The sequence below is a fragment of the Chitinophaga sancti genome (assembly GCF_034424315.1).
Classification (GTDB): domain Bacteria; phylum Bacteroidota; class Bacteroidia; order Chitinophagales; family Chitinophagaceae; genus Chitinophaga; species Chitinophaga sancti.
In genome coordinates, this window is sequence record NZ_CP139972.1 from 1,867,528 (window position 1) to 1,889,722 (window position 22,195).

At 45.5% G+C, this 22,195-nt stretch carries 15 protein-coding genes; 4 read left to right on the forward strand and 11 right to left on the reverse strand.

Annotated elements, in window-relative coordinates; genetic code table 11:
- Window positions 1-62 precede the first annotated feature (62 nt).
- The 4 genes from nifJ to U0033_RS07120 all read right to left on the reverse strand — a co-directional run bounded on the left by nifJ (window position 63) and on the right by U0033_RS07120 (window position 7,103).
- Window positions 63-3,644 carry a pyruvate:ferredoxin (flavodoxin) oxidoreductase gene (nifJ, locus tag U0033_RS07105; RefSeq protein ID WP_072362498.1) on the reverse strand — a complete coding sequence of 1,194 codons (3,582 nt, stop codon included), beginning with the start codon at window positions 3,642-3,644 and terminating at the stop codon, window positions 63-65.
- A gap of 13 nt (window positions 3,645-3,657) precedes the next feature.
- A complete protein-coding gene (locus tag U0033_RS07110; protein WP_072362497.1) occupies window positions 3,658-5,280 on the reverse strand; it encodes an NAD(P)-binding protein in 1,623 nt (540 codons plus the stop codon).
- 144 nt (window positions 5,281-5,424) lie between these two features.
- Window positions 5,425-6,522, reverse strand: a complete 1,098-nt coding sequence (locus U0033_RS07115; RefSeq protein WP_072362496.1) for a FecR family protein — start codon at window positions 6,520-6,522, stop codon at window positions 5,425-5,427.
- Window positions 6,523-6,539: 17 nt separating this feature from the next.
- The gene (locus U0033_RS07120; RefSeq protein ID WP_072362495.1) at window positions 6,540-7,103 is read right to left on the reverse strand and encodes an RNA polymerase sigma factor; all 564 of its coding nucleotides are present in this window, start codon (window positions 7,101-7,103) and stop codon (window positions 6,540-6,542) included.
- Between the two features lie 195 nt (window positions 7,104-7,298).
- Between U0033_RS07120 and U0033_RS07125 the strand changes: the two genes are divergently transcribed.
- Genes U0033_RS07125 through U0033_RS07140 form a run of 4 tightly spaced genes read left to right on the forward strand, consistent with a single transcriptional unit; the run spans window position 7,299 to window position 15,128 of the window.
- On the forward strand, window positions 7,299-10,766 hold the full coding sequence (locus tag U0033_RS07125; protein WP_245801790.1) for a SusC/RagA family TonB-linked outer membrane protein: 3,468 nt from the start codon (window positions 7,299-7,301) through the stop codon (window positions 10,764-10,766).
- Window positions 10,767-10,790: 24 nt separating this feature from the next.
- The gene (locus tag U0033_RS07130; protein WP_072362494.1) at window positions 10,791-12,701 is read left to right on the forward strand and encodes a RagB/SusD family nutrient uptake outer membrane protein; all 1,911 of its coding nucleotides are present in this window, start codon (window positions 10,791-10,793) and stop codon (window positions 12,699-12,701) included.
- A gap of 12 nt (window positions 12,702-12,713) precedes the next feature.
- A complete protein-coding gene (locus tag U0033_RS07135) occupies window positions 12,714-13,907 on the forward strand; it encodes a DUF5000 domain-containing lipoprotein (protein ID WP_072362493.1) in 1,194 nt (397 codons plus the stop codon).
- Window positions 13,908-13,925: 18 nt separating this feature from the next.
- Complete coding sequence (locus U0033_RS07140; RefSeq protein ID WP_072362492.1) at window positions 13,926-15,128, forward strand: DUF4998 domain-containing protein; 1,203 nt, start codon at window positions 13,926-13,928, stop codon at window positions 15,126-15,128.
- 106 nt (window positions 15,129-15,234) lie between these two features.
- Here U0033_RS07140 and U0033_RS07145 read toward each other — a convergent pair whose 3' ends face one another.
- The 7 genes from U0033_RS07145 to U0033_RS07175 form a co-directional block, all read right to left on the reverse strand.
- Window positions 15,235-15,915, reverse strand: a complete 681-nt coding sequence (locus tag U0033_RS07145; RefSeq protein WP_177318623.1) for an HAD family hydrolase — start codon at window positions 15,913-15,915, stop codon at window positions 15,235-15,237.
- Window positions 15,916-16,060: 145 nt separating this feature from the next.
- On the reverse strand, window positions 16,061-17,215 hold the full coding sequence (locus U0033_RS07150; RefSeq protein WP_072362490.1) for a hypothetical protein: 1,155 nt from the start codon (window positions 17,213-17,215) through the stop codon (window positions 16,061-16,063).
- 292 nt (window positions 17,216-17,507) lie between these two features.
- On the reverse strand, window positions 17,508-17,999 hold the full coding sequence (locus U0033_RS07155; RefSeq protein WP_072362489.1) for a hypothetical protein: 492 nt from the start codon (window positions 17,997-17,999) through the stop codon (window positions 17,508-17,510).
- Between the two features lie 48 nt (window positions 18,000-18,047).
- On the reverse strand, window positions 18,048-18,509 hold the full coding sequence (locus U0033_RS07160; protein ID WP_072362488.1) for an RNA polymerase sigma factor: 462 nt from the start codon (window positions 18,507-18,509) through the stop codon (window positions 18,048-18,050).
- A 380-nt stretch (window positions 18,510-18,889) separates the two neighbouring features.
- Complete coding sequence (locus U0033_RS07165; protein WP_143150762.1) at window positions 18,890-19,339, reverse strand: hypothetical protein; 450 nt, start codon at window positions 19,337-19,339, stop codon at window positions 18,890-18,892.
- 176 nt (window positions 19,340-19,515) lie between these two features.
- The gene (locus U0033_RS07170) at window positions 19,516-19,812 is read right to left on the reverse strand and encodes a hypothetical protein (protein WP_143150761.1); all 297 of its coding nucleotides are present in this window, start codon (window positions 19,810-19,812) and stop codon (window positions 19,516-19,518) included.
- Between the two features lie 200 nt (window positions 19,813-20,012).
- Window positions 20,013-22,094, reverse strand: coding sequence for a GxGYxYP domain-containing protein (locus U0033_RS07175; protein ID WP_083571577.1), 2,082 nt, complete (start codon window positions 22,092-22,094; stop codon window positions 20,013-20,015).
- Window positions 22,095-22,195 lie beyond the last annotated feature (101 nt).

Below are 22,195 nucleotides of genomic sequence, written 5' to 3' on the forward strand. Positions count from 1 at the left end.
GTATAAAATAAAAAGGAGCTTTCAAATAAATTGAAAGCTCCCACCAAACATTATTAATTCGGCTACGCTACCGGCGTAAACTCTTCCGCCTTCCAGGTCGCCATGTTCTCATAACTCTTATACCGCAGATCCACCAGCTCCTGCGCCAATCCCATCAATCGCTTCGCCTCAGTCGGATTCGCTGCCGCCAGCGCCTTGTACCTCGTCTCATTATAAGCATAGTCCGCAAACTTCACCGCCGGCCTTGGAGAATCCAATACAAAAGGATTCTTACCCGCCTCCCGCAATGCCGGATTATACCTGATCAAAGGCCAATATCCACTGGACACCGCCAACTGTTGCTGCGTCAATCCTTTCTCCATATCTATACCATGCGCTATACAGTGACTATATGCCAGGATCAGTGAAGGTCCTTTATAAGCTTCTGCCTCACGCATTGCCAGTAAAGTTTGCTGCGGGTTCGCACCCATCGCAATCTGCGCTACATATACATTCCCATAAGAGATTGCCTGCATGGCCAGATCTTTCTTACCCACCTTCTTACCAGCTGCTGCAAACTTAGCAATAGCCGCCGTTGGCGTTGCCTTGGACATCTGTCCACCAGTATTGGAATACACCTCTGTATCCAGCACCAGTATATTTACATTACGTCCTGTAGACAACACGTGATCCAGACCTGATGAACCAATATCATATGCCCATCCATCACCACCCAACAACCACACACTTCTCTTCACCAAATGATCTGCTACCGCCATCAACTGCGCGGCCAGCGTATTTCCACGCAATGCCTGCAATTTATCTTTCAGCACAGCTACCCTGTTCCTTTGTTCCAGGATCTGTGATTCCAGTTGTTGCGGCGCATGCAGCAATCCTTCTACCAGGCCATCATCATTCAGCTCCGCTTGCAGTGATACCAGCAATGCATGTGCGATTGAAAACTGCTTATCTGCTGCTACACGCATGCCTAATCCAAACTCCGCATTATCTTCAAAGAGAGAATTAGACCATGCCGGACCACGATTATCCTTGTTCACAGACCAGGGTGTAGTAGGCAGGTTACCACCATAAATAGATGAACAACCCGTTGCATTCGCTACCAGTAATCTATCGCCGAACAACTGTGTCAGTAATTTCACGTAAGGTGTTTCTCCACAACCGGAACATGCACCGGAAAACTCAAACAAAGGTTCCAGGAACTGCGCCCCTCTCACCGTTGAGAAATCCAGCTCTGCACGATTGTTCACCGGCATACTTTCAAAGAAGCGGATCTGCTCACGGCCCTCCACCAGGGATGGTTTCGGTGCCATGTTGATCGCCTTGCGGCTGGCATCTTTGATATCTACCGCAGGACAAGCCTGTACACACAATTTACAACCCGTACAATCTTCAAGATATACCTGCAATGTATACCGTGTTTCAGGGAAACCCCGGGCATTGATCGGCGCTGAAGGGAACCCTTCCGGCGCTTTCTCCAGGTAGCTTTCATGATAGAATTTGGAACGGATCACACTATGCGGGCACACAAAACTACAGTTACCACACTGGATACAGCTGTCTGATTCCCATACAGGCACCACATCTGCAATATTCCTTTTCTCCCATTTCGTAGTACCGCTGGGGTAAGTACCATCTATCGGCATCTTGCTCACCGGTATCAGGTCACCCTTTCCTTCCAGCAACATCGCCGTTACATCCTGTACAAAGGCAGGTGCTTCCGCAGGTATACCTGCATCCATTGGCAATGTACTGGTAGCCTTCGCAGGCAATTCCACACGTAACAGGTGTTCCAGCGTATCATCTACCGCACGGTAGTTCTTTTGTACGATGGCTTCACCTTTTGACTTGTAAGATTTATAAATGAATTTCTTGATCTGCTCTATCGCTTCATCAGCCGGCAATACATTGGACAATGCAAAGAAACAGGTCTGCATAATCGTATTGATACGCTGCCCCATACCAGCGGCTATTGCCACCTTGGAAGCATCGATCACATACAGCTTCATTTGTTTCTCTATCAGTTGTTCCTGTACAGCACGTGGCAGATGATCCCATACTTCACCGGCAGGATACGGACTATTCAGCAGGAAGGTAGCACCAGGCCGCGCACTTTGCAACATATCCGTTTTACTGATAAAGTTGTATTTGTGACACGCAATAAAATCTGCCTTGTCTACCAGCCATGGGGCCAGAATAGGATCCTTACCAAATCGTAAGTGTGAAACAGTCATCGTACCTGACTTACGGGAATCGTATACAAAATATCCCTGCGCATACAGATCCGTTTCTTCACCAATGATTTTAATACTATTCTTATTCGCACCCACAGTACCATCCGCACCTAATCCGTAAAACAAAGCACATACCCTGTCTTTCGGTTCCAGGTGGAAAGATGGATCAAAACTGAGGCTGGTATGCGTCACATCATCATTGATACCAATCGTAAAACCATGTTTGGGTGTGGCTTTCTTCAGTTCATCCAATACAGCTTTCGCCATTGCTGGTGTAAACTCTTTGGAAGACAAACCATATCTGCCGCCAATAATACGGGGCAGTTTTTCCAAACGGCCTTCTGAATACGCCTGGCAGAGATAAGTAACCACATCCTGGTACAAAGGTTCGCCGGAAGCACCGGGTTCTTTTGTACGATCCAGTACTACGATTTTCTCAACCGTAGCAGGTAATGCGTTTAATAAATGTTCAGCAGAGAATGGGCGGAATAATCTCACCAGCACCACCCCTACTTTTTCACCGGCTTCCAGCAGCACCCGTACTGTTTCTTTCAGTACCTCACCACCGGAACCCATTACAACAGCAACTCTTTCTGCTTTCTCATGACCATAATATTCAAACAGTTTGTACTGACGACCCGTCAGGGCTGCGAACTGGTTCATGGCATCTTCCACAATACCCGGTGCTGCTGCATAAAAAGGATTCACCGTTTCCCTGCCCTGGAAATATACATCCGGGTTCTGCGCAGTACCTCTGATAAAAGGACGATCAGGATTCAGGCTGCGAAAACGATGTTCGTTCACCAGCTCATCACTGATCATACTTTTGATCTGTGCGTCAGGGATCAGTTTAATTTTATTGATTTCATGCGAAGTACGGAATCCATCGAAGAAGTGCATGAAAGGAATGCGTGCTTTGAGGGTAGCTGCCTGGCTAATGAGTGCCAGGTCATGCGCCTCCTGTACAGAAGCAGAAGCGAGCATGGCAAAACCAGTGGTACGGGCTGCCATCACATCACTATGATCGCCGAAGATGGACAAAGCCTGCGCAGCGAGTGACCTTGCAGCCACATGAAACACAGCACAGGTCAGCTCTCCGGCTATCTTGTACATATTAGGCAACATCAGCATCAAACCCTGTGATGCTGTAAATGTAGTAGTCAAAGCGCCAGCCTGCAAAGAGCCATGCACCACACCGGCAGCACCACCTTCACTTTGCATCTCTATTACGTCCGGCACCTGGCCCCAGATATTTTTTAATCCTGCAGCAGCCCATTCATCTGCCAGTTCAGACATGGTAGAAGAAGGCGTGATCGGATAAATTGCACATACTTCATTAACGCGATAAGCGATATAGGCCACGGCTTCATTGCCGTCCAGTGTTGCTATAACAGGTGTAATCTCTTGTGACATAGTAGTGGTTGATTTACGGTCCGGGCACCATTTCGATAGCATGGCAGGAACACTGCTCGCTACATACTGCGCAACCGGTGCAAATATCATAATTGAAGGAATAGCCATTGCCGGGGCCGAGCTTTGTGATTGCTTTTTGCGGACAGGCACCAAAGCAACCATCGCACTCAAAACAATTACCACAGGACAGACATCTCCGGGCTTCAAACAATACTTCGTTTTCCTGCAGACCGTACTTTACTTCATCAAATCCACCAATGCGTTCTGCTGCAGGCTTCATAGCCTGCTCACCCTGTGGCGCATAAGTGCGATACCAGCGATGCAGTTTTTCATAACCTATCACCGGAGGTTTAGCAGATGGTGTATACACCTCATCATTCAGGAAAGCGTCTATATTACGCGCGGTCTTTTTACCATGACCGATAGCTGTGGTCACGTTTCTTTGACCAGGTACCATATCACCACCCGCAAAAATGCCCGCATAACCAGTCATCATACTGCTGTCTACACAAACATTATCATCCGGTGTGAATGTAATACCAGGTATATTTTTCAGGAACCCAGTATCTGCTTCCTGGCCCAGGGCCATGATCAGACTATCTGCTTCCAGTGTTTCAAACTGACCTGTAGGGTAAGGTTTGCCATCTTTCAGCTCCATCACTTCTACCGTCATTGTCATGCCTTCCACTGATTTAATGGAACGCAGCCAGTGTATGTTTACACCTTCTTCCAAAGCTTCCTGCGCTTCGAAATCATGTGCACTCATATTGGCCCTGTCACGACGATAAATAATCATGGTATCTTCCACACCCAGCCTTTTTGCTGTACGGGCAGCATCCATCGCAGTATTACCACCACCATAGATTGCTACACGACGGCCAAGTTTGGGTACGTTGCCATCTTCTACCTGCTTCAGAAAAGCAAGTGCATCCATCATTTTAAAGGCATCCTTTGCAGGGAGATCTACTTTCTTAGAGAGGTTAGAACCGATTGCAAGAAAAACAGCATCAAATTTCCCCTGCTCTTTTTCGAGCAGCAGGTTTTCTACTTTATGATTGTATTTTACAGTCACGCCCATATTACTGATACGCGCTACCTCCTGGTCCAGTTCATGGCGGGGTAAACGGTAAGCGGGGATGCCAAAGTGCATCATACCGCCTGCAATGGGTCCTGCTTCATGTATTTCTACCGTATGTCCTTTTCGCACTAAATGATAGGCAGCTGAAAGGCCTGCTGGCCCTGCCCCAACGATGAGCACACGCTTGCCCGTAGGCGGCGCCTTATCGATGGTCCAGCCCTGCTTCAGGGCTTCATCTCCCAAAAATCTTTCTACAGCGTGGATGTTGACAGCACTGTCAATTTGCGAACGGTTACATTGTACCTCGCAGGTGTGATAGCATACCCTGCCCATGACGGCGGGAAATGGATTGTCTTCCATGATCGTGCGCCAGGCAGCTTCATAACTGCCAGCCTGAGCCAGCGAGAGCCATCCCTGGATGTTTTCGCCTGCTGGGCAGGTTTGGTTACAGGGTGGCAGCAAATTGGCGTATACAGGATGTTGTGTCCTTGTAGGTCCAGTGCCAGCGCTGTGGCTTTGCAGATCAGGCGATAAGGTAATATCCTGATTTGTTTTCATAATATGTGAAGGTATTATGAGCGCAAAGGATAAAACGTGCTTTAAATCATAAGAGATGGTGATAATGATCAATAAAGAGGCGAAAATGAACTATTTTGGAATAAAAACAGGGGCGCTCACTTTAAATGTCCGTTTGACAGGAAGCTACCTGAACCTTAATATGCCATTTTTATATTCATATTGAATGCCGGTTGTTTTTTCCAGGTTATCCAAAAAATCATTCAGACCATCCTGCCTGGTAAGTATCCCTGTAAGGTCCAGGTGCTCCGCTGCACTATTTTCAAAAACGACTTCGATATCAAACCACCTGTTGATGACGGCCCCTATTTCTTTTAGTGTAGCATGCCTGAAATAATACTTCCCGCTCATCCAGCCCAGTGTATTGCGCTCATCAAAAGTTGCTATACTGAAAAGGTGCTGGCTATAGGTTGCTTCGAATCCAGGGCTCAGGGCTACTGCTTTATCACTGTTACTCCCTTTCACTACCACCTTACCGGAAGCCAGTGCAATGCGCGGACTGCCATAAGCATTGATATTAAAAGTAGTACCCAGTACATCTACTGACACCTCTCCTGCATGCACAATAAAAGGCCGTGCAGGATCTTTCTTCACAGAGAAAAAAGCTTCCCCGCTTATGGTCACTTCCCTCTTTCCTGCATTGAAAGCCATCGGGAAGCGGATCTCTGATTTTGCATTCATCCATACCTCCGTACCATCTGCCAGTACCAGCTTGTAATCTTTACCTGCCGGAACGCGCAGTACATTCATCACTGTTTCGGCACCGCCTGCGCCGTTATCATAGGTAAGGGATTTACCTGACACATGAATTTCAGTAGTACCTACTTTTAATGTTCCTTTCTTTGTCGTATCCGAAAGATCTATTTGTTGCCCATTGGCGAGTTGCAAAACAATGCCCTTAGCTGCCAATGGTTTTGCGACAGGCAAATGCAAAAAATAAAACAGGGAAGAGCTGACTAATAATATGAACACCGCGGCTGCATACAGCCACTTGTTGGATCTGCGTTTTTTGAAATGGTACTTTCTTTGTTCCCACAATGCATCTTCATCCAGATGTGCCAGGTACTCCTGTGCCACTGGCTCTCCTAAGCGCTCCTCCAATCCTTTATAGACTACTTTCAATTCCTGATGCGCTTCCATCATCTGCAACAGCTCCGCATCATCCTCCGCCGAAATACACCCGGAAAGTTTCTCCAACATCAATTGTTCTATATATGGTATCATTTGTACAGTCTTATAGATTATTCTGAAAATGGCAAATCCAGCTTATTACGCAATGTTTTCACTGCAATCTTCAAATGCGTTTTCAGTGAGTTCACACTAATGCCCATGTTATCTGCCACCTCATGGTATTTCTTATGTTGCAGATACACCAGGTTAAACGCCCGCTGACGCTGTGTGGGAAATTCGCGCAGCAACTCATGTAATTGCTCCTGGAAATGTTCATTCACGACAGCACCCTGCTTCGATTCTTCGAAACACGAATGGTCCACTGTCGCTGCATACTTTTCAATACGCTTTTGCATCCTCGACCTGATCTTATGATAGTCATTCACCTGGTTACGAACAGAGATGAGCAGGTAGGTCCTGAGATTACCTTTTATGTTATGATACAACTGCTTCTCCCAAATACTGCAAAGCACTGACTGAACGAGGTCGTCGGCCTCATTGGGGTCTCCTGTACCCAGGTAGGCCTTCGTCCACATCAATCGGTAATACTGTTTAAAGATGAGCTCAAATGCGTCGCCAGCGCCCCCATTTTTTAATAAGAGCAATACAATATCATCTCCCGGATATTCAGGCATAAAAAAGAATTAAGTGGTTGATTGTATAACGCGGATAAAAAAGCTACTAAGGGATATTGTCTGGAATAAATATAAATGTTATTTTGACATTTATAAAATATTTTGACTTTTTTTATTGGGCATTCACCCGTTTGCAAATCTTGTCGTCTTAGTATCGTGACGCATCAATATAGATTCTACAATTAAGTAAGGAACATGAGACATTTCCCGTTAATGAAAACGGCCGGCAAAACCTTTGCCTGGCAGCGAACCACTATTGCCCTACTGTTGCTCTTTCTGCATTCTCATTTGAGCGGACAAACCATCACGCCGCCAACTGTAACGATCAAAGGGAATAACATGACCCTGGAAGCGGTATTTAAATCGATAGAACAGCAAACAGACATTACTTTTTTTTACAGCGGCAACATTCCTAAAAACGACATCATTGGCCAGGTAAATTATACCAACGCCAAAGTCACCACCGTATTGGATGATTTATTGAAAGGACGCAAGCTCGCCTATGAAATAAAGAAGAACGTCATCCTGATACGGAAGGAAGACAAACCAGCAACGGTTGCCAGCACAGCGCCTGCAAAAGATCCTCCTGCCACACAGGAACAGGTGATCACAGGTCAGGTCATTGCTGAAGATACCAAAGCCCCACTGCCAATGGCCACCGTGATGCTGAAAGGCACAAACACCGGGGCTACTACCGATCAGAGTGGATTCTTTAAACTGAAACTGACTGGCAGCAGCAAGGTACTGCTTGTACAATATGTAGGTTATGAAACCCGGGAGATCAACCTGAATGGGAAAAGTGAATTTGAAATCATGCTCTCTCCCAAAGACAATACCATCAAGGATGTGGTGGTGGTGGCCTATGGTACCCAGAAGAAAACGAGTATGGTCAGTTCCATCACGACGATCAACCCGAAAGAACTGAAAGGCCCTACTTCTAACCTCACCACCATGCTGGCAGGTAAAATTGCAGGGGTCATCTCGTACCAGCGCAGCGGTGAACCGGGTGCCGACAATGCACAGTTCTTTATCAGGGGCGTAGGTACTTTCGGCGCAGGGAAAGTAGATCCACTCATTCTTATTGATAACATCGAATCTTCCTCCAGGGACCTGGCCCGCCTACAACCAGATGATATCGCCGGTTTTTCAGTACTTAAAGATGCCACTGCTTCTGCACTGTATGGTGCAAGAGGAGCGAACGGTGTGATCCTGGTAACTACAAAAACAGGTACCATCGGTAAGATGAAATTCAATTTCCGGGTAGAAAATGCGAACTCTTCTAATACCCGGAACTTTGCGCTGGCAGATAATATTACCTATATGAACCTGGCGAATGAAGCCGCACTGACAAGAAATCCGCTCAGTGCACTCCCCTATTCCCAGAACAAAATAGACCATACCGCTGCCGGAGATGATCCCCTCTTATATCCTAATAACAACTGGATCAAGCAGCTGATAAAAAACAGGACGAACAACCAGCGTTATAATGTGAATGCCAGCGGTGGTAGCGACAAAGCAAAGTATTACCTCGCTATGACCTATAATATAGACAATGGTATTCTGAAGGAAAACAAGCTGAATAATTTCAGTAATAATATCAAGTTGCGGTCTTATTCATTGTTATCAAACGTTACCCTGAATCTTACCAAAACAACAGAAGCACTCGTAAGCCTGAAAGGTCAATTTGATGATTACAATGGTCCTATCGGTGGCGGTGCTGCGGTATTTAATAATGCCATCTGGAGTAACCCGGTAGCATTTCCGGCAGTATATCCTGCTGAGCTGATGCCTTATGTCAAACACCCCTTGTTTGGGAATGCCATCATCCCTGGTGGTGGTGCACTCTATGTAAATCCATATGCTAAATCGATCTCTGGATTTCAGGCCACAAACACCAGCACACTTACTGCACAGTTAAGTTTAAAACAAAACCTGGATGCCATTACACCCGGTCTCTCTGCAAGGGTAATGGCTTATACAACACGCTATGCTTATTTTGCAGTCACTCGTCAGTATAGCCCATATTATTACACCGCCAATACCCTGGCGGGTAAATTCACAGGACTCACCCTCATCAACGACGGTAGCCAGGGTAGTGTAGGTGTTACGCCTACAGAATACCTCACCTATACTCCCGGTGATAAAATTGTAAACAGTACAACCTACGCTGAGACTGCCCTGAACTACTCCAGGACTTTTAAAGATAAACACAGTGTAGGAGGTATGCTCATCGGTACTATCAGGAACTATGTCACCGGCAATGCAAGCTCCCTCCAGTTATCACTCCCATCCAGGAACCTGGGGCTTTCCGGGCGATTTACCTATGGCTATGATAACCGCTATCTACTGGAATATAATTTCGGTTTCAATGGCTCTGAAAGATTTGCAGCCAATCATCGTTTTGGTTTCTTTCCGTCTATTGGTGGAGGTTACATTGTGTCTAATGAGAAGTTTTTTGAACCACTTTCCAAAACAGTACAGCAGCTAAAATTCAGGTTTACATATGGCCTGGTGGGGAATGATCAGATTGGTAATTCAACAGATCGTTTCTTCTATTTGTCTGATGTAAATCTCAACGGTGGTGCCACCGGTTATTTTGGTACACAGTTCAATTACAGCAGGCCAACGGTAGCGATTAACCGCTATGAGAATAAAGATATCACCTGGGAACTTTCCCGCCAGACCAACATTGGCATGGACCTCACCATCTTCAAGGACCTGACGGTAACGGTAGATGCTTACAGGCAATTGCGCAGTAACATCCTGATGGTAAGAAGTACCATCCCATCCTCCATGGGTTTGAAAGCTGATATCTCTGCAAACTCCGGGAAGGCCAGCAGCAAAGGGATTGACCTGATGATGAACTACCTGAAAACATTCGAACATAGTTTATGGATACAGGCCCGCGGTACACTTACCCTGGCAAAGAGCAAACTCCTGGTGAATGAAGAACCGCAATACGCGGAGAACAACGGGCATTTATCTAAAGTGGGTAATTCACTTGGACAGATCTATGGCCTGGTAGCGGAAAAATTATTTGTCGATGATGCTGAGGTGAGCAACTCTCCTATTCAATATGGCCGTATCATGGCGGGTGATATTAAATACAGGGATGTGAATGGCGATGGTACGATCTCCAATGCAGATTATGTACCTATTGGTTTCCCCACTACACCTGAAATGATCTATGGCCTGCTCTTTTCCGTAGGCTACAAAAACTTTGATATCAGTGCGGCATTCCAGGGTTCAGGCAGGTCCTCTTTTGTGATCAATTCTGCGAACACTACTCCTTTCTACATCAACGGCGGTAATCAGAATGGCTTACTAAAAGCGATAGCGGATGACCACTGGTCAGAAGACAACAGGAACTCTTACGCATTCTGGCCAAGACTGAACAATGCCATTTCTGAAAATAATTCACAGGCCTCCTCCTGGTGGTTAAGAAATGGTTCATTTCTTCGCCTGAAGACCGCAGAGATCGGGTACAATTTTAGTGAGCAGCTCCTGAAAAAATTTCACCTCAGCAGCGGTAGGCTTTATGTAAATGGCCAGAACCTGGCTACGATCAGCGCCTTCAAAATATGGGATCCGGAAATGGGTGATTCCGGCCTGGGATACCCTATTCAAAGGGTTTTCAACACAGGATTAAGTGTAGGGTTTTAAGTTTTTACAAAAGAACAGAATTATATGAAAAATATTCGCTTGTTCATATTGGTAGCATTGCTCACTACATCCTGCAAGAAGAACTTCCTGGATGTGGTACCTGATAATGTGGCTACCATCGATAATGCATTTACTTCGAAAACAGAAGCTGAGAAATACTTATTTACCTGCTATGGTTATTTGCCGAATGGTTACGATCCAACCTATAATGTAGGACTTTCAGCCAGTGACGAGGTCTTTGTATTGGACCCCACCAGTGCTATCAGGTCTACAAATGTGCTGCGCATGCCTTACGGAGATCAAAATATATCCAATCCTATTGCCAATTTCATGACGGGTGACAGAGATGGATTAACGTGTTATAAAGCGATCAGGGACTGTAATATTTTCCTGGAGAATGTTAGTGATCAGAGCAAGGTACCTGATCTTGATATTGATACCCGCGAGCGCTGGGTCTCCGAAGTGCAGGTATTGAAAGCATACTTTCATTTCCTGATGTTCAGGGCTTATGGGCCTATACCTATCATTGACAAGAACCTGCCAATCAGTGTGCCGATTGAGGAAACCTATGTAAAGCGGCAGCCGGTAGATAGCGTGGTGAATTACATTGCGAACCTGCTGGATGAGGCAACCCTGCATTTGCCGAATAGTATAATGAACGTTTCATCTGAACTGGGGCGGATCACAAAACCGGCAGCACTGGGACTGAAAGCGAAAATGCTGGTGACGGCGGCCAGTCCTTTGTTCAATGGCAACTCAGATTATACTGCGTTTAAAAACAAGGATGGCCAGGCGCTTTTCAATCCTGCATACAGTGCTGAAAAATGGCAACGTGCAGCAAGGGCTTGTAAGGAAGCGATAGATCTGGCAACAGCTCAGGGAGTTCAATTGTATACCTTTCCTGCGCAAACTGTTCCGCTGAGTGATGTCACCATGACACAGATGAGTATCCGCAACGCTATGAGTGAACCCTGGAACAGTGAGCTGATCTGGGGGAGTACAAGCAATATCACCTGGGCATGTACCTTCTTACAACGTTGTGGTATCGGGCAATTCGATTTTGATAATGCAGTGGCTTCCAAAACGGCGGGGCATCCATTGATGGGGCCAACCATCAAAATGGCGAAACTGTTCTATACAAAGAATGGAGTACCTATCGATGAGGATAAAACCCTGGACTTTTCTAACATCTCCACATTGCGGGTAGCGAACCACGACGAAAGATTCAATATCAAGGAAGGGGAAACCTCCGCCCGTTTAAATTTCGACAGGGAGCCCCGTTATTACGCTGACCTCGGTTTTGACAGGGGAGTATGGTACATGGCAAATAGTCCGTCTAAAAGCGATGAAAACACCTTCTGGCTCATGGCGAGAGGGAGTGAGCTGAGTCAGTCCTCACCCGTGCCGGTTTGTGGGTTCTATATGAAAAAAACGGTGAACTGGCATATGGACTGGAATACCCTTACCTATCCTTCTTATCCTTATCCTGAAATGCGGTTAGCGGATTTGTATTTATTATATGCGGAGGCCCTAAATGAAGCCCAGGGGCCGGGGGGCGATGTGTATGAATACATCAATAAAGTAAGGGCAAGAGCAGGTTTGCAAACGGTGCAAAGCGCCTGGGCGCAATACAGTAAAAATCCGGATAAATATACTACCAAAGAAGGAATGCGGGCCATCATCCAGCGGGAACGTGCGATAGAATTGTGTTTTGAAGGGCATCGGTTCTGGGATCTGCTACGCTGGAAAACGGCGGCACAGGAGCTGAGCGGGAATGTCACCGGCTGGGTCGTGAGCGGGCAGACAGCGGAGCTGTATTACCGGGAAGTATCTTTCCTGGCAAGACATTTTGTAGCACCCCGTGATTATCTGTGGCCGATAAAAGAGGATGATATTTTGAAAAACCCGAACCTGGTTCAAAATCCTAACTGGTAAAAAAGTAATTGTATGAAGTTATCATATATCCTGGTTTTATTGATTTTCACCTTATCCTGTACGCGGGATGATCTGCATAAACCTGTCTCTAAGAGCGGTGGGGCGCCGGGTGCTGTCAGCAATGTGAAGGTGGTGAACCTGAATGGTAAGGCCGCGCTGACGTATACCCTTCCTGGTAATGAAGACCTTTCTTATGTAAAGGCAACATACGAAACGTCTTCCGGTCATTCCAGGGAAGTAAAGGCGTCTTACTATGTCAACACACTCACCGTAGATGGTTTTGGCGATACCTTGCCGCATATCATCAAATTGTATGCGGTGAATGGCAGTGAAGTGGCTTCCGAACCTGTAACGGTTACGGTTAATCCCTTAACGCCTCCGATTAACCTGGCACTAAGATCATTGAAAGTGGTAGCCACATTTGGAGGATTTAACCTGACCTGTGATAATCCTACGGAGGAAAATCTCGCGATCATCCCACTGGTAGATTCTACGGGTCAGGGTGTATGGGTGCAGTCTACCGGGATGGAGAATATCTACAGCAATAGTCCAGTCATTACAAGTGCTGTAAGAGAGCAACCGGCAGTAGAGCGGAAATATGCATTCGTAGTGAGAGACAGGTGGCTAAATTATTCCGACACGCTATATAAAACCTTGACGCCTATATTCGAACAGTTACTGCCTAAAACAGCATGGAGTAATTATGTATTACCCGGTGATGCGGAGATCCTGAATAATGGAGGACGTACAGATGTGGCTTATATCTATGATGGCAATGCGCATCCCACCTGGCCACAGTGTTTATTTACATTAGAACAGGCGAGTTCATCACAGATGGTAACACTGGATCTGGGCAAGGCACACATCTTTAGTCGTATGCAGGTGAACCCTTATAAGGAAACGGGTAGTTTATATTATGTAAGAGGGAATGTGAAGGATTTTGAGATCTGGGGATCCAATTCACCTGGCTTAAGTGGGGCACTGGATCAGACCTGGACGAAACTGGTGACCTGCCATGTGACCAAGCCTTCCGGATCAGCTTATGGAACAGAAACGACAGCGGATCAAACGCTGGCGTACAATGGCTGGCAGTTTGATTTCCCTTCATTGCAGACGGCTTACCGGTATGTGAGAATCAGGAGTCTTTCTAACTGGCAGGGCTCATATTTTATAAACATAGCAGAGTTCACGCTGTGGGGTAATTAATAAAAATAATCTACTACGATGCAAAAAGCGTTTATCATATTAGCAATGCTGGCATTATTGGCGGCTTGCTCCAAAATGGATGATTACAGGGATAAGTACATGTCCAACGGGTCGATCGTCTATCCTGGGAAAATGGATTCCGTGAGAGCCTTTTCAGGTAAGAGCAGGGCCCAGATCTGGGGGTTGTTTACTTCTGATCCAAAGATCACGAAATTCAAAGTATTCTGGAACAGCAGGCAGGACTCAACAGAGGTAGCGGTTGTGCGGACGACCGGAGTAGATACTGCTTCAGTGATCATACCTTCTTTACCGGAAGGTTTGATGAGCTTTGAAGTAAGGACCTATGATGCACATGGGAATATATCCATTCCCGTTACTGCGACGGCGAATATCTACGGAGAGCTGTATCAGAGTGCGCTGAGCAACAGGGCCATTGCGAATGCAGAGATGCAGGATGATGGCGCAGCACTGATTACCTGGGCAGATGTGAGTAGTGATGCGGGAACGGTGAGTATGCGGATCAAATATACGGATAGTAATGGCGCAGCGCGCGATACGGTGTTCGCTTCCGTGTTAACGGATATGAAAAGCAGGCTGCCCAATTTTAAGAAAGGTGCTGTGATTAGTTACCAGACGGCCTATCTGCCAAATGCAACGGCAATTGATACCTTCTACACGGCTTATGAAACGCATCCTGTAAAAGCAGATGTAACAAGTTTGTATTTACAGAATACAGGTCCTTTTTTGCGGGCTACTTATGATGGTGGAAGATGGGGTACATTGGCGGCCCCCTGGGTGACGACTGCGAATGTGGTGAATCATTCTGGCTATGGAGGCTATGCTTCAGAGACATGGTTAAATGCGGGCGGTTTCCTGGTAATGGAATCTGGTTGGAGTGGAACGGCGAATATTGTGAATGGCAAGATCTCGCAGACGACTACGCTGCCTGCGGGGAATTATATTTTCCAGACGGCCTTGTATACGGAGGCATTGGATCCGGTGTATATAGTAGCGGCAGCGGGTAGTTCATTGCCGGATGTGAGTGGGCTTGGTAATGCCTTAGGTTATGGTACATTCCCGGCAAGCAGGTATGTGAGTGCGAATGTGGAGTTTAGGTTTACATTGGATAAGGAGGAAGAGGTGACGCTGGGTTTTGTGGCGACGATGACATCGGGGAATCAGTATTGGAGAGTGGGGAGTGTGAAGTTGATAAAGAATTGATAGGGGATTGACGGTATATAATAAGGAATCGATGAGAATTGATAAGGATCGATGGGATTCTATTTTAACAAGGGCAGGCATTGGATTCCTGCCCTTGTTACATTTTCTATTTTATATTGATAATTTCGGAAATCTCCTGGATAGTATAAGTCGGCTTCAAAGCCTCGCAGGTCTCCTTTACCCCATACCCATAGGCAGCCCAGCAGGATGGTATACCGGCATTGTTGGCAAAGAGTATATCCGCATGGGTATCTCCTGTCATTAATACTTCTTGCTTATTTTTAATATTGTATTGCTGGCTTAGGAACTCCTCATAGATCATTGGATCTGGTTTCGCCTTCAATGCTAAATCCGGGAAGGCGCCATCAGCAATCACCAGGTCAGTCATTTCAGAGAGGTTCAATGCCTTCAAAGACCTTTCTACAGCCCCGATCCCTTTATTGCTTAATACGATGACTGTCTTACCCGCTTGTTTTAATTGCTTTAAAACCTCGGCGGCCCCATCAAACAGGACGGTTAATCTCGTTTCACATGCCTGGTATTCCTGCCGGTAGATGGCTGCAATTACTTCCACGTCGTCAAAACTCAAGCGGGAGGCATCAGGATGCAGGTGCCGGATGGTATCGTGTAGCCCACCTCCTTTACTGACAATGCCCAGCATGGTTGATTCATCAGGTGCCGGGAGGCCGCTTTTATCGAAAGTCCGGCTCATGGCGAAGTGGATGGTTGGGAAGGTGTTGCAGATGGTACCGTCGTAGTCGAAGAGGTAGTAATTGAAATTGTTCATGTTATGATAACCGTTCATTTCGGAACAAAGGTCGGAAATATTTAGAACTCATTTCGTAATTACCCTTTAGGTATTGATTATCAATTTAAAATACCTGTTTATGAAATGAGTTCTAGTAAAAGGTATTTTTAAAAAGGGAGCTGCCTTATTGCACCGCCTTCTTCATCTTAGCCAATTCTTCTTCCATCTTCTTTATCCGTTCCTGATTTTCAATATTCTTCTTATGTTCTTCAATTAGGTACAAGGTCAGCTCCTCAACCTTCTTCACCAATATCCTATTCATCTCTCCCACATCCAGCCCGTTAGTCACCACCTCTTTCTCTGAAGGGATTTCTGGCAGGTGTTTGTTTACCTTCACATAGTCTTCTACTTCAGCCAGGGAAGGCAGCTGATATTCATTATCAAACACATAATCCGCCCAACCAGACTGTGTAATCTGCAATCTCCTGGCCCCTATCGTACCTGCTACTGCCAGTTTAAATGTTCCGGTAGCCGTCGTTCCTATTCCCAGGTTTCCATTAGCATCCAGGCGCATTTTCTCAGTACCATCATTCACAAGAAAAGTCAGATATCCGCCTGTTCTTGCAGCGCCCGTATTGAAGATCAATCCACTATTAATATTTCCGAAATATTTCTGCAAAATGCCAAACATGGGGGCATTGGCGGTAGTATTATAAGCATGTACCCCCAGGAAAGTACCATCTCCGGTTGTACTACCAATTTTCAAGCGACTCAGGATAGCTGTGGTGGTATCTGGTATCATAGTACCTACATCCAGTGTCGCTTTGGGGTTCAGGATTCCTATCCCTAATTGACCCTGTGAGGTCGCTACAGAGCTATCTGGTAAATATACATTTCCTTCAAATCTATTGGTATAAGGAACATCATATACATTCCCCGCTCCAGGTATAAAAGTGGAGTCAACCACGGTCCAATCCGTAAACATAGCTGCTGTTTCACTTACACCCTGGGCGAAGGCGCGTATATGAAACCGGACGTAATCACCTTTGTAGTCAATGAAGATAGAGATCTTCCCATTTTCATTGGCCACTTTTATGGGAGGAGTAACACCTCCGTAAGAGGAGACAGTGGTACGGCCAAAAGAGCCATTATAAACATAGCATGCCAGGGATAAATTTAATGGCGTACCTGTCGCGAGGTCATATCCTTCAATCAGGATAGATGGCATGGCTGTAGCGTTCGCGTAGGTGATGTTTGTTTTGATCTTAAATCCATTGTAGGCTACTCTGTTATAATTAAACGATAATATATCATTATAATACTGGGCCTTGACAGTCATTGCAAGGATTAGGCATAGAAACAATAAAAACGATTTCATATAGTGATGCTTGTCTTATTTAATAGGTAACCTTGAAGGATTACTGTTTGGGTATAGGGCGATAAAATCGCGGCGCTAATGTAAATAGTTTCTGTAAACTTCAAAAGAACTTCCGTCACTCAAACACAAAATGCACATTTGTGAAAAACAAGCACCACATCAGGTGACGCTAAAAGTTAATGGAACTAACACTAAAGGGTAGCGGCTCAACGATTTTATCATATTCCGGGTTTTGAATCTAAGCCTTATGGTTTCAAAAGTTCTTATAAACGGTCTTTAAATTCCTGATCCTTACTACCCACAAACGCACCAATGCCATAAACAACCCTACAAAAAGCACTACTACAATTACATTGCCTTTAAAAAACACTACAAATGCCGTCATCATCAATGCTCTCGCAAAAACGCTTACGATTGCATAGATCCGCATCTTTATTAAATGCTTCTCCAATAATTCTCTAACATTCTCTCCAGGCACGCCCTGCTTTGCAAACACATACCCAACAATATTTACAGCAATTACTACCAGCATCGCGGTTATTAAAAGTACATTTGCGTATACCGGCTTTTGCGCACCGTCAAAGAAATTATAGTATACGGATAAGAACAATACAAATCCTATTAATTCTATCACCATTTGCTTCCGGATCTTTTTTAATACCGGATGCTGACGTTCACGCAATAATCCCGCATGGATGGCTGAAGTGGTATTCACGCTATGCCATGCACCTAACAAATCCTCCATAGCTCATTTTTTAAATAGTTAATAAATAGTATGTTTTAGTGAACCCCCTCATTTTTTAAATAGCAACTGCACCTTCCCCTTGATCCTATTCAGCCTCACCCCCACATTACTCTCCGTAATACCAATCACCTCCCCAATCTCCTTATAACTCAATCCCTCCAGGTACAAGGTGATCACCGCCTTCTCATCATCACTCAACTTCCGCAACACCTCAAACACCTCCTCCCCCGCGTTATCCCTCAGCTCCGCCCTATCCGGCAATACGTCCGTATACACAATACGCGGCCCCCGCTTGCGATACCCCGCAATCGCCGTACTCAGCGCCACCTTGTACAGCCAGGTAGCAAACGTAGATTTCCCACTATACGCCCCTACCGACTTCCACACCTGGAATACGATCTCCTGGAACAAGTCCTCCCTATCCTCCTTCCTATCCCTGTAAAGCCGGCATATTTTATGAATGATTCCCTGATGCTGGCCGATCAGTTGTAAAAATTGTGTTTCATCCATTACTTTTTATATTTGACTTTCCCTATTAGTTGCAAAAATTTCCAAAAACTTACAAGGAACAAAAAAAATTATGAGAAAGCGACCAAATACCATCTGTTTGATGATGACCACCCTCGATGGCAAGATTCCCGGTGAAAAATGGGGCGACCACCCTCAAATGGAAAAACTAAGGGGGTAAATTTGAAGAAGTAAAAAGAATGGAAGATGATGTGTTGTGGCTGACGTACAAATTATAACACTAGTCGCTAATAGGATTTTCATTTAAGCCTTATTAGACCCATATGCCTGAAAGACGGGTCTACCAGGGCGATCGAATACTACTTTCAGCAAAAAAGCCGCATTCCTCAAAGAACGCGGCTTTTTAATTTATCAGCACTACATCATGCAGGCATAATATTGGAATCCATCATTACCTTCCCCCGTTTATTACTGAACATACGGAACTCTCCACCCGCATCTGCCGGCGCAGATACCATCACCTGCCACTTTCCTTCCGTACTCACGTCCTCAGGAAAATCTACGGATAACGAAATCATTGCCAACCGGCCATTTTCATCCAGACTTTCTTCATGATTCAGTATAAGATTAAGATGGTAAACGACATCCTTGTCATCTGTGCTGATTTCCAGCGTATCAGGCAGGCTTACACCCAGGTTACCTGACAATGGCAGTAAGATGGTGATATAACCCGCCTGGTCTTTAATTTGATTGTAGGTTGCAGGCTGCAGCTCCTGGTCATTATATGGCTGTATAGGGTAGCTCGCTGGTAATGCAAAATACTCGTAAGACAAATTAGTGAAGGAGACTTCAAACATTGATAATGTGCTCATGATGGGGTTCAAAAATGATTCAATTAGGGTTAACTTATAGGGGTTCCGGGTCAGGTTTCATCAACCATTTATACAAAAATACCGCATTTCCTCTATATGAAGAAATGCGGTCTTAATGATTACATCAATCAATTGCTGGCTATCGGTTCTGAATATGCCAAATAGCATTCACTCCTTTAGGGGTGTGTATAGATCGTATACACCAGCGTACCTGAAGGAGGTAAACCAAAACCGCCACCAGTCCAGCCATAAGCAACCGCCGTACCATTGGTAGGATTCAAATCACCGTCGCTCACTACCAATGCATTTGCCAGTGTGCTCCATGCTACAAACGTACCATCAGGTGCGTACCAGGCATAGTTCACAATCTTAGCTTCCGGTTGCTTCACTGCCTTAGCCACAGGCGTAAATGTGCTGAACAACAAAAACATCGTGAAAAGAGAAAGGGACAGGAGGGCTTTCGTGTTTCTCATGTGGGTTGTCTTTAATGATTAACAAATAGAGGGTTATTTCCTATTAAAGATACAAAAGAAGTAAATCGAAAAATATTAAAATCAGCTTAAGTTTGAGATTATTTTCTGATACAATAACGGCAAAAAAATCCTAATCGAAAAAGTTTCTTCCACTCATCGCAGAAGAAACTTTTTTCGTTGGTTATTAAGAGGTAAAATAACTATTTACATGATGTCGCAGACTGCTGTTCTGCTGGAATCATTGATCCCATTGCCTTTGACAACTTAAATAAATTACTGCTTGCTGGATTTACCTGCAATCCATTCGCTTCGCGGATCAACTGGAAGATGTGATCAGGCCTCACCACCACATAATTTGAATTCAGCGCATTTGCCGCGTTCTTAAAGCTGGTAGGCGTTACACCCTGCCATGGCTGTGCCTGAATAATAATGAATCGTGGGGATGTGCCATTCCAGCCAGCTGCTGCAGATGCAATGTTATCTTTGATCGTTTGCTCGGTCGTACAATAGTTACAGTTCAGCGCCATGCCAGGCAGTGAATTGTTGTAAATAGTGAGCCCGGCATTTGTATTCTGCGCTGTCATACCCAACAAAGAAGGCGCATACGTAGCAAAAGACTGTCCTACATTCTGGTTGATACCACCTGTAATTGTATTCCAGATAGTCACTACCCTGAAGCCTGCACGCTTGTTGTAATCTTCTGTCTTTGCTACAAACTGGTTCAGTTTTGTCTGATCCCAGCTGTTAGGATAAGTATATCCATAACCAGAAGGACCACTGATCAGGTTATCATTATCTGTTGAGGACTGCCAGTAATAATTCAGGGCACCCGGCATTGCATCCAGCATTGCTGGTGACAATGTCCAGCCCATTGGTACCTGGCCACGACCCGGATCATTCCAGAGTTTACGCATCAGGTGTTCTACATATTGCAGGTTGTCGCCATCACTCAAAATGAATGCTACATAAATCTTGTTCTGCAATGTTGGTTTCTGTGGAGCTGCTTTCAGGTTGACAGTTCTTGGCATACCGGAATGTACGGTGAGGTTGGTAGACCAGTCACTTGCAATTGTCGTGATACCATAAGTAGATGTTCGCTGTACACCAGGTGCCTCATTCGGCCACCAGCCCATAAAATTGGCACCCGCAGGCATAGAAGCCAGGAAGCTGTTCAGCAAGGTACTTTCTTCTGCAATATCAGGATCCAGCCAGATCGTAGCTGCACCAATAGCGGTCGCATATTCACGCAATGCGGCTTTATGTGCATCTGGATTCAGGCCGATTAATAAACGCTTGTCAGCCGCCGGCCAGTAAGTATTGTACATGGCCTGGTATACCGCCATCTTGCTGCTATACACACCACGCAGATCCATTAAGATCGGGAGGTTGTAAGGTGCTGCCTGCAGTTTAGACAAGAGCGATGGTGAAGCGATCAACGCGTTCTTGCCTTTTGCAAGCATCGTGGCCAGGTTCACAGTATGAATCTGTGAAGGATCGTACACGATCAAACCAGCGATTTCGCTACGGTACTTTGTAATAAGGCTATACTTATCAGATACCTCATTGTAGCCAAGTCCGAGGGAGTTGAGCCAGGTGTACTGACCTTCAGCAAAAGCATCTCCCTCGTAAGAGAAGATACGTGGTTGTGTCTTGTTGACAATACCTTTCAGTGAAGCGAACAAATACATTTCTGCAGAAGAATTATTCTGCTGTACAGCTACATAATCCACTTTTGTGTAGGCCGTACCGCGCCAGTATACACGCAGTTCAATCGAATGATTGTCTGCCGGCATCGTAAATGGCAAAGTGAATGAGACATAAGTACCTGCTGCTGAAAACATGGTACGGGTAATGGTTTGCGATGCGAGTGTAGCTCCCGTCGTCGCATCCCGAACATCAATATCCACGACAGGGTCATTGTTTGCAGTGTTGTTATCCGTTTTCATACGGAACTCCGCTACATTCGCACCTGCGGGAATCGTGTTGTCATAAGGACCATAAATCATATGGTCGTTGGCGGCATCAATACCGACCTGGCAAAGCCAGCCATCGGATTCTAAACGGCCTGTCTTATGACCTAGTGAAGAACCTTCCGCTTCCCATTTGGTGGAAGTTTCGCGAAGGATGATCAGGTCCTGCGTCGCTGCTGTGGCAGGAAATGATGGTAGCAATTGGCCTTGAGGCCAGGTGGTCTGGGCCATTGAGGGCATGGCGCAAAACGGCATCAGTAGCAACGACAGTGCTGCTGCGATCTTTACAGTCGGGTTACCGGATTTGATCATAGGTAAACTATTAAATATAAATGATAACGTGTCCCTTCGATTGAAGGGTCTTTAATGGACGCTAAGTACTCTCTGAGTCATTTTCAACGTGAACGAAATAA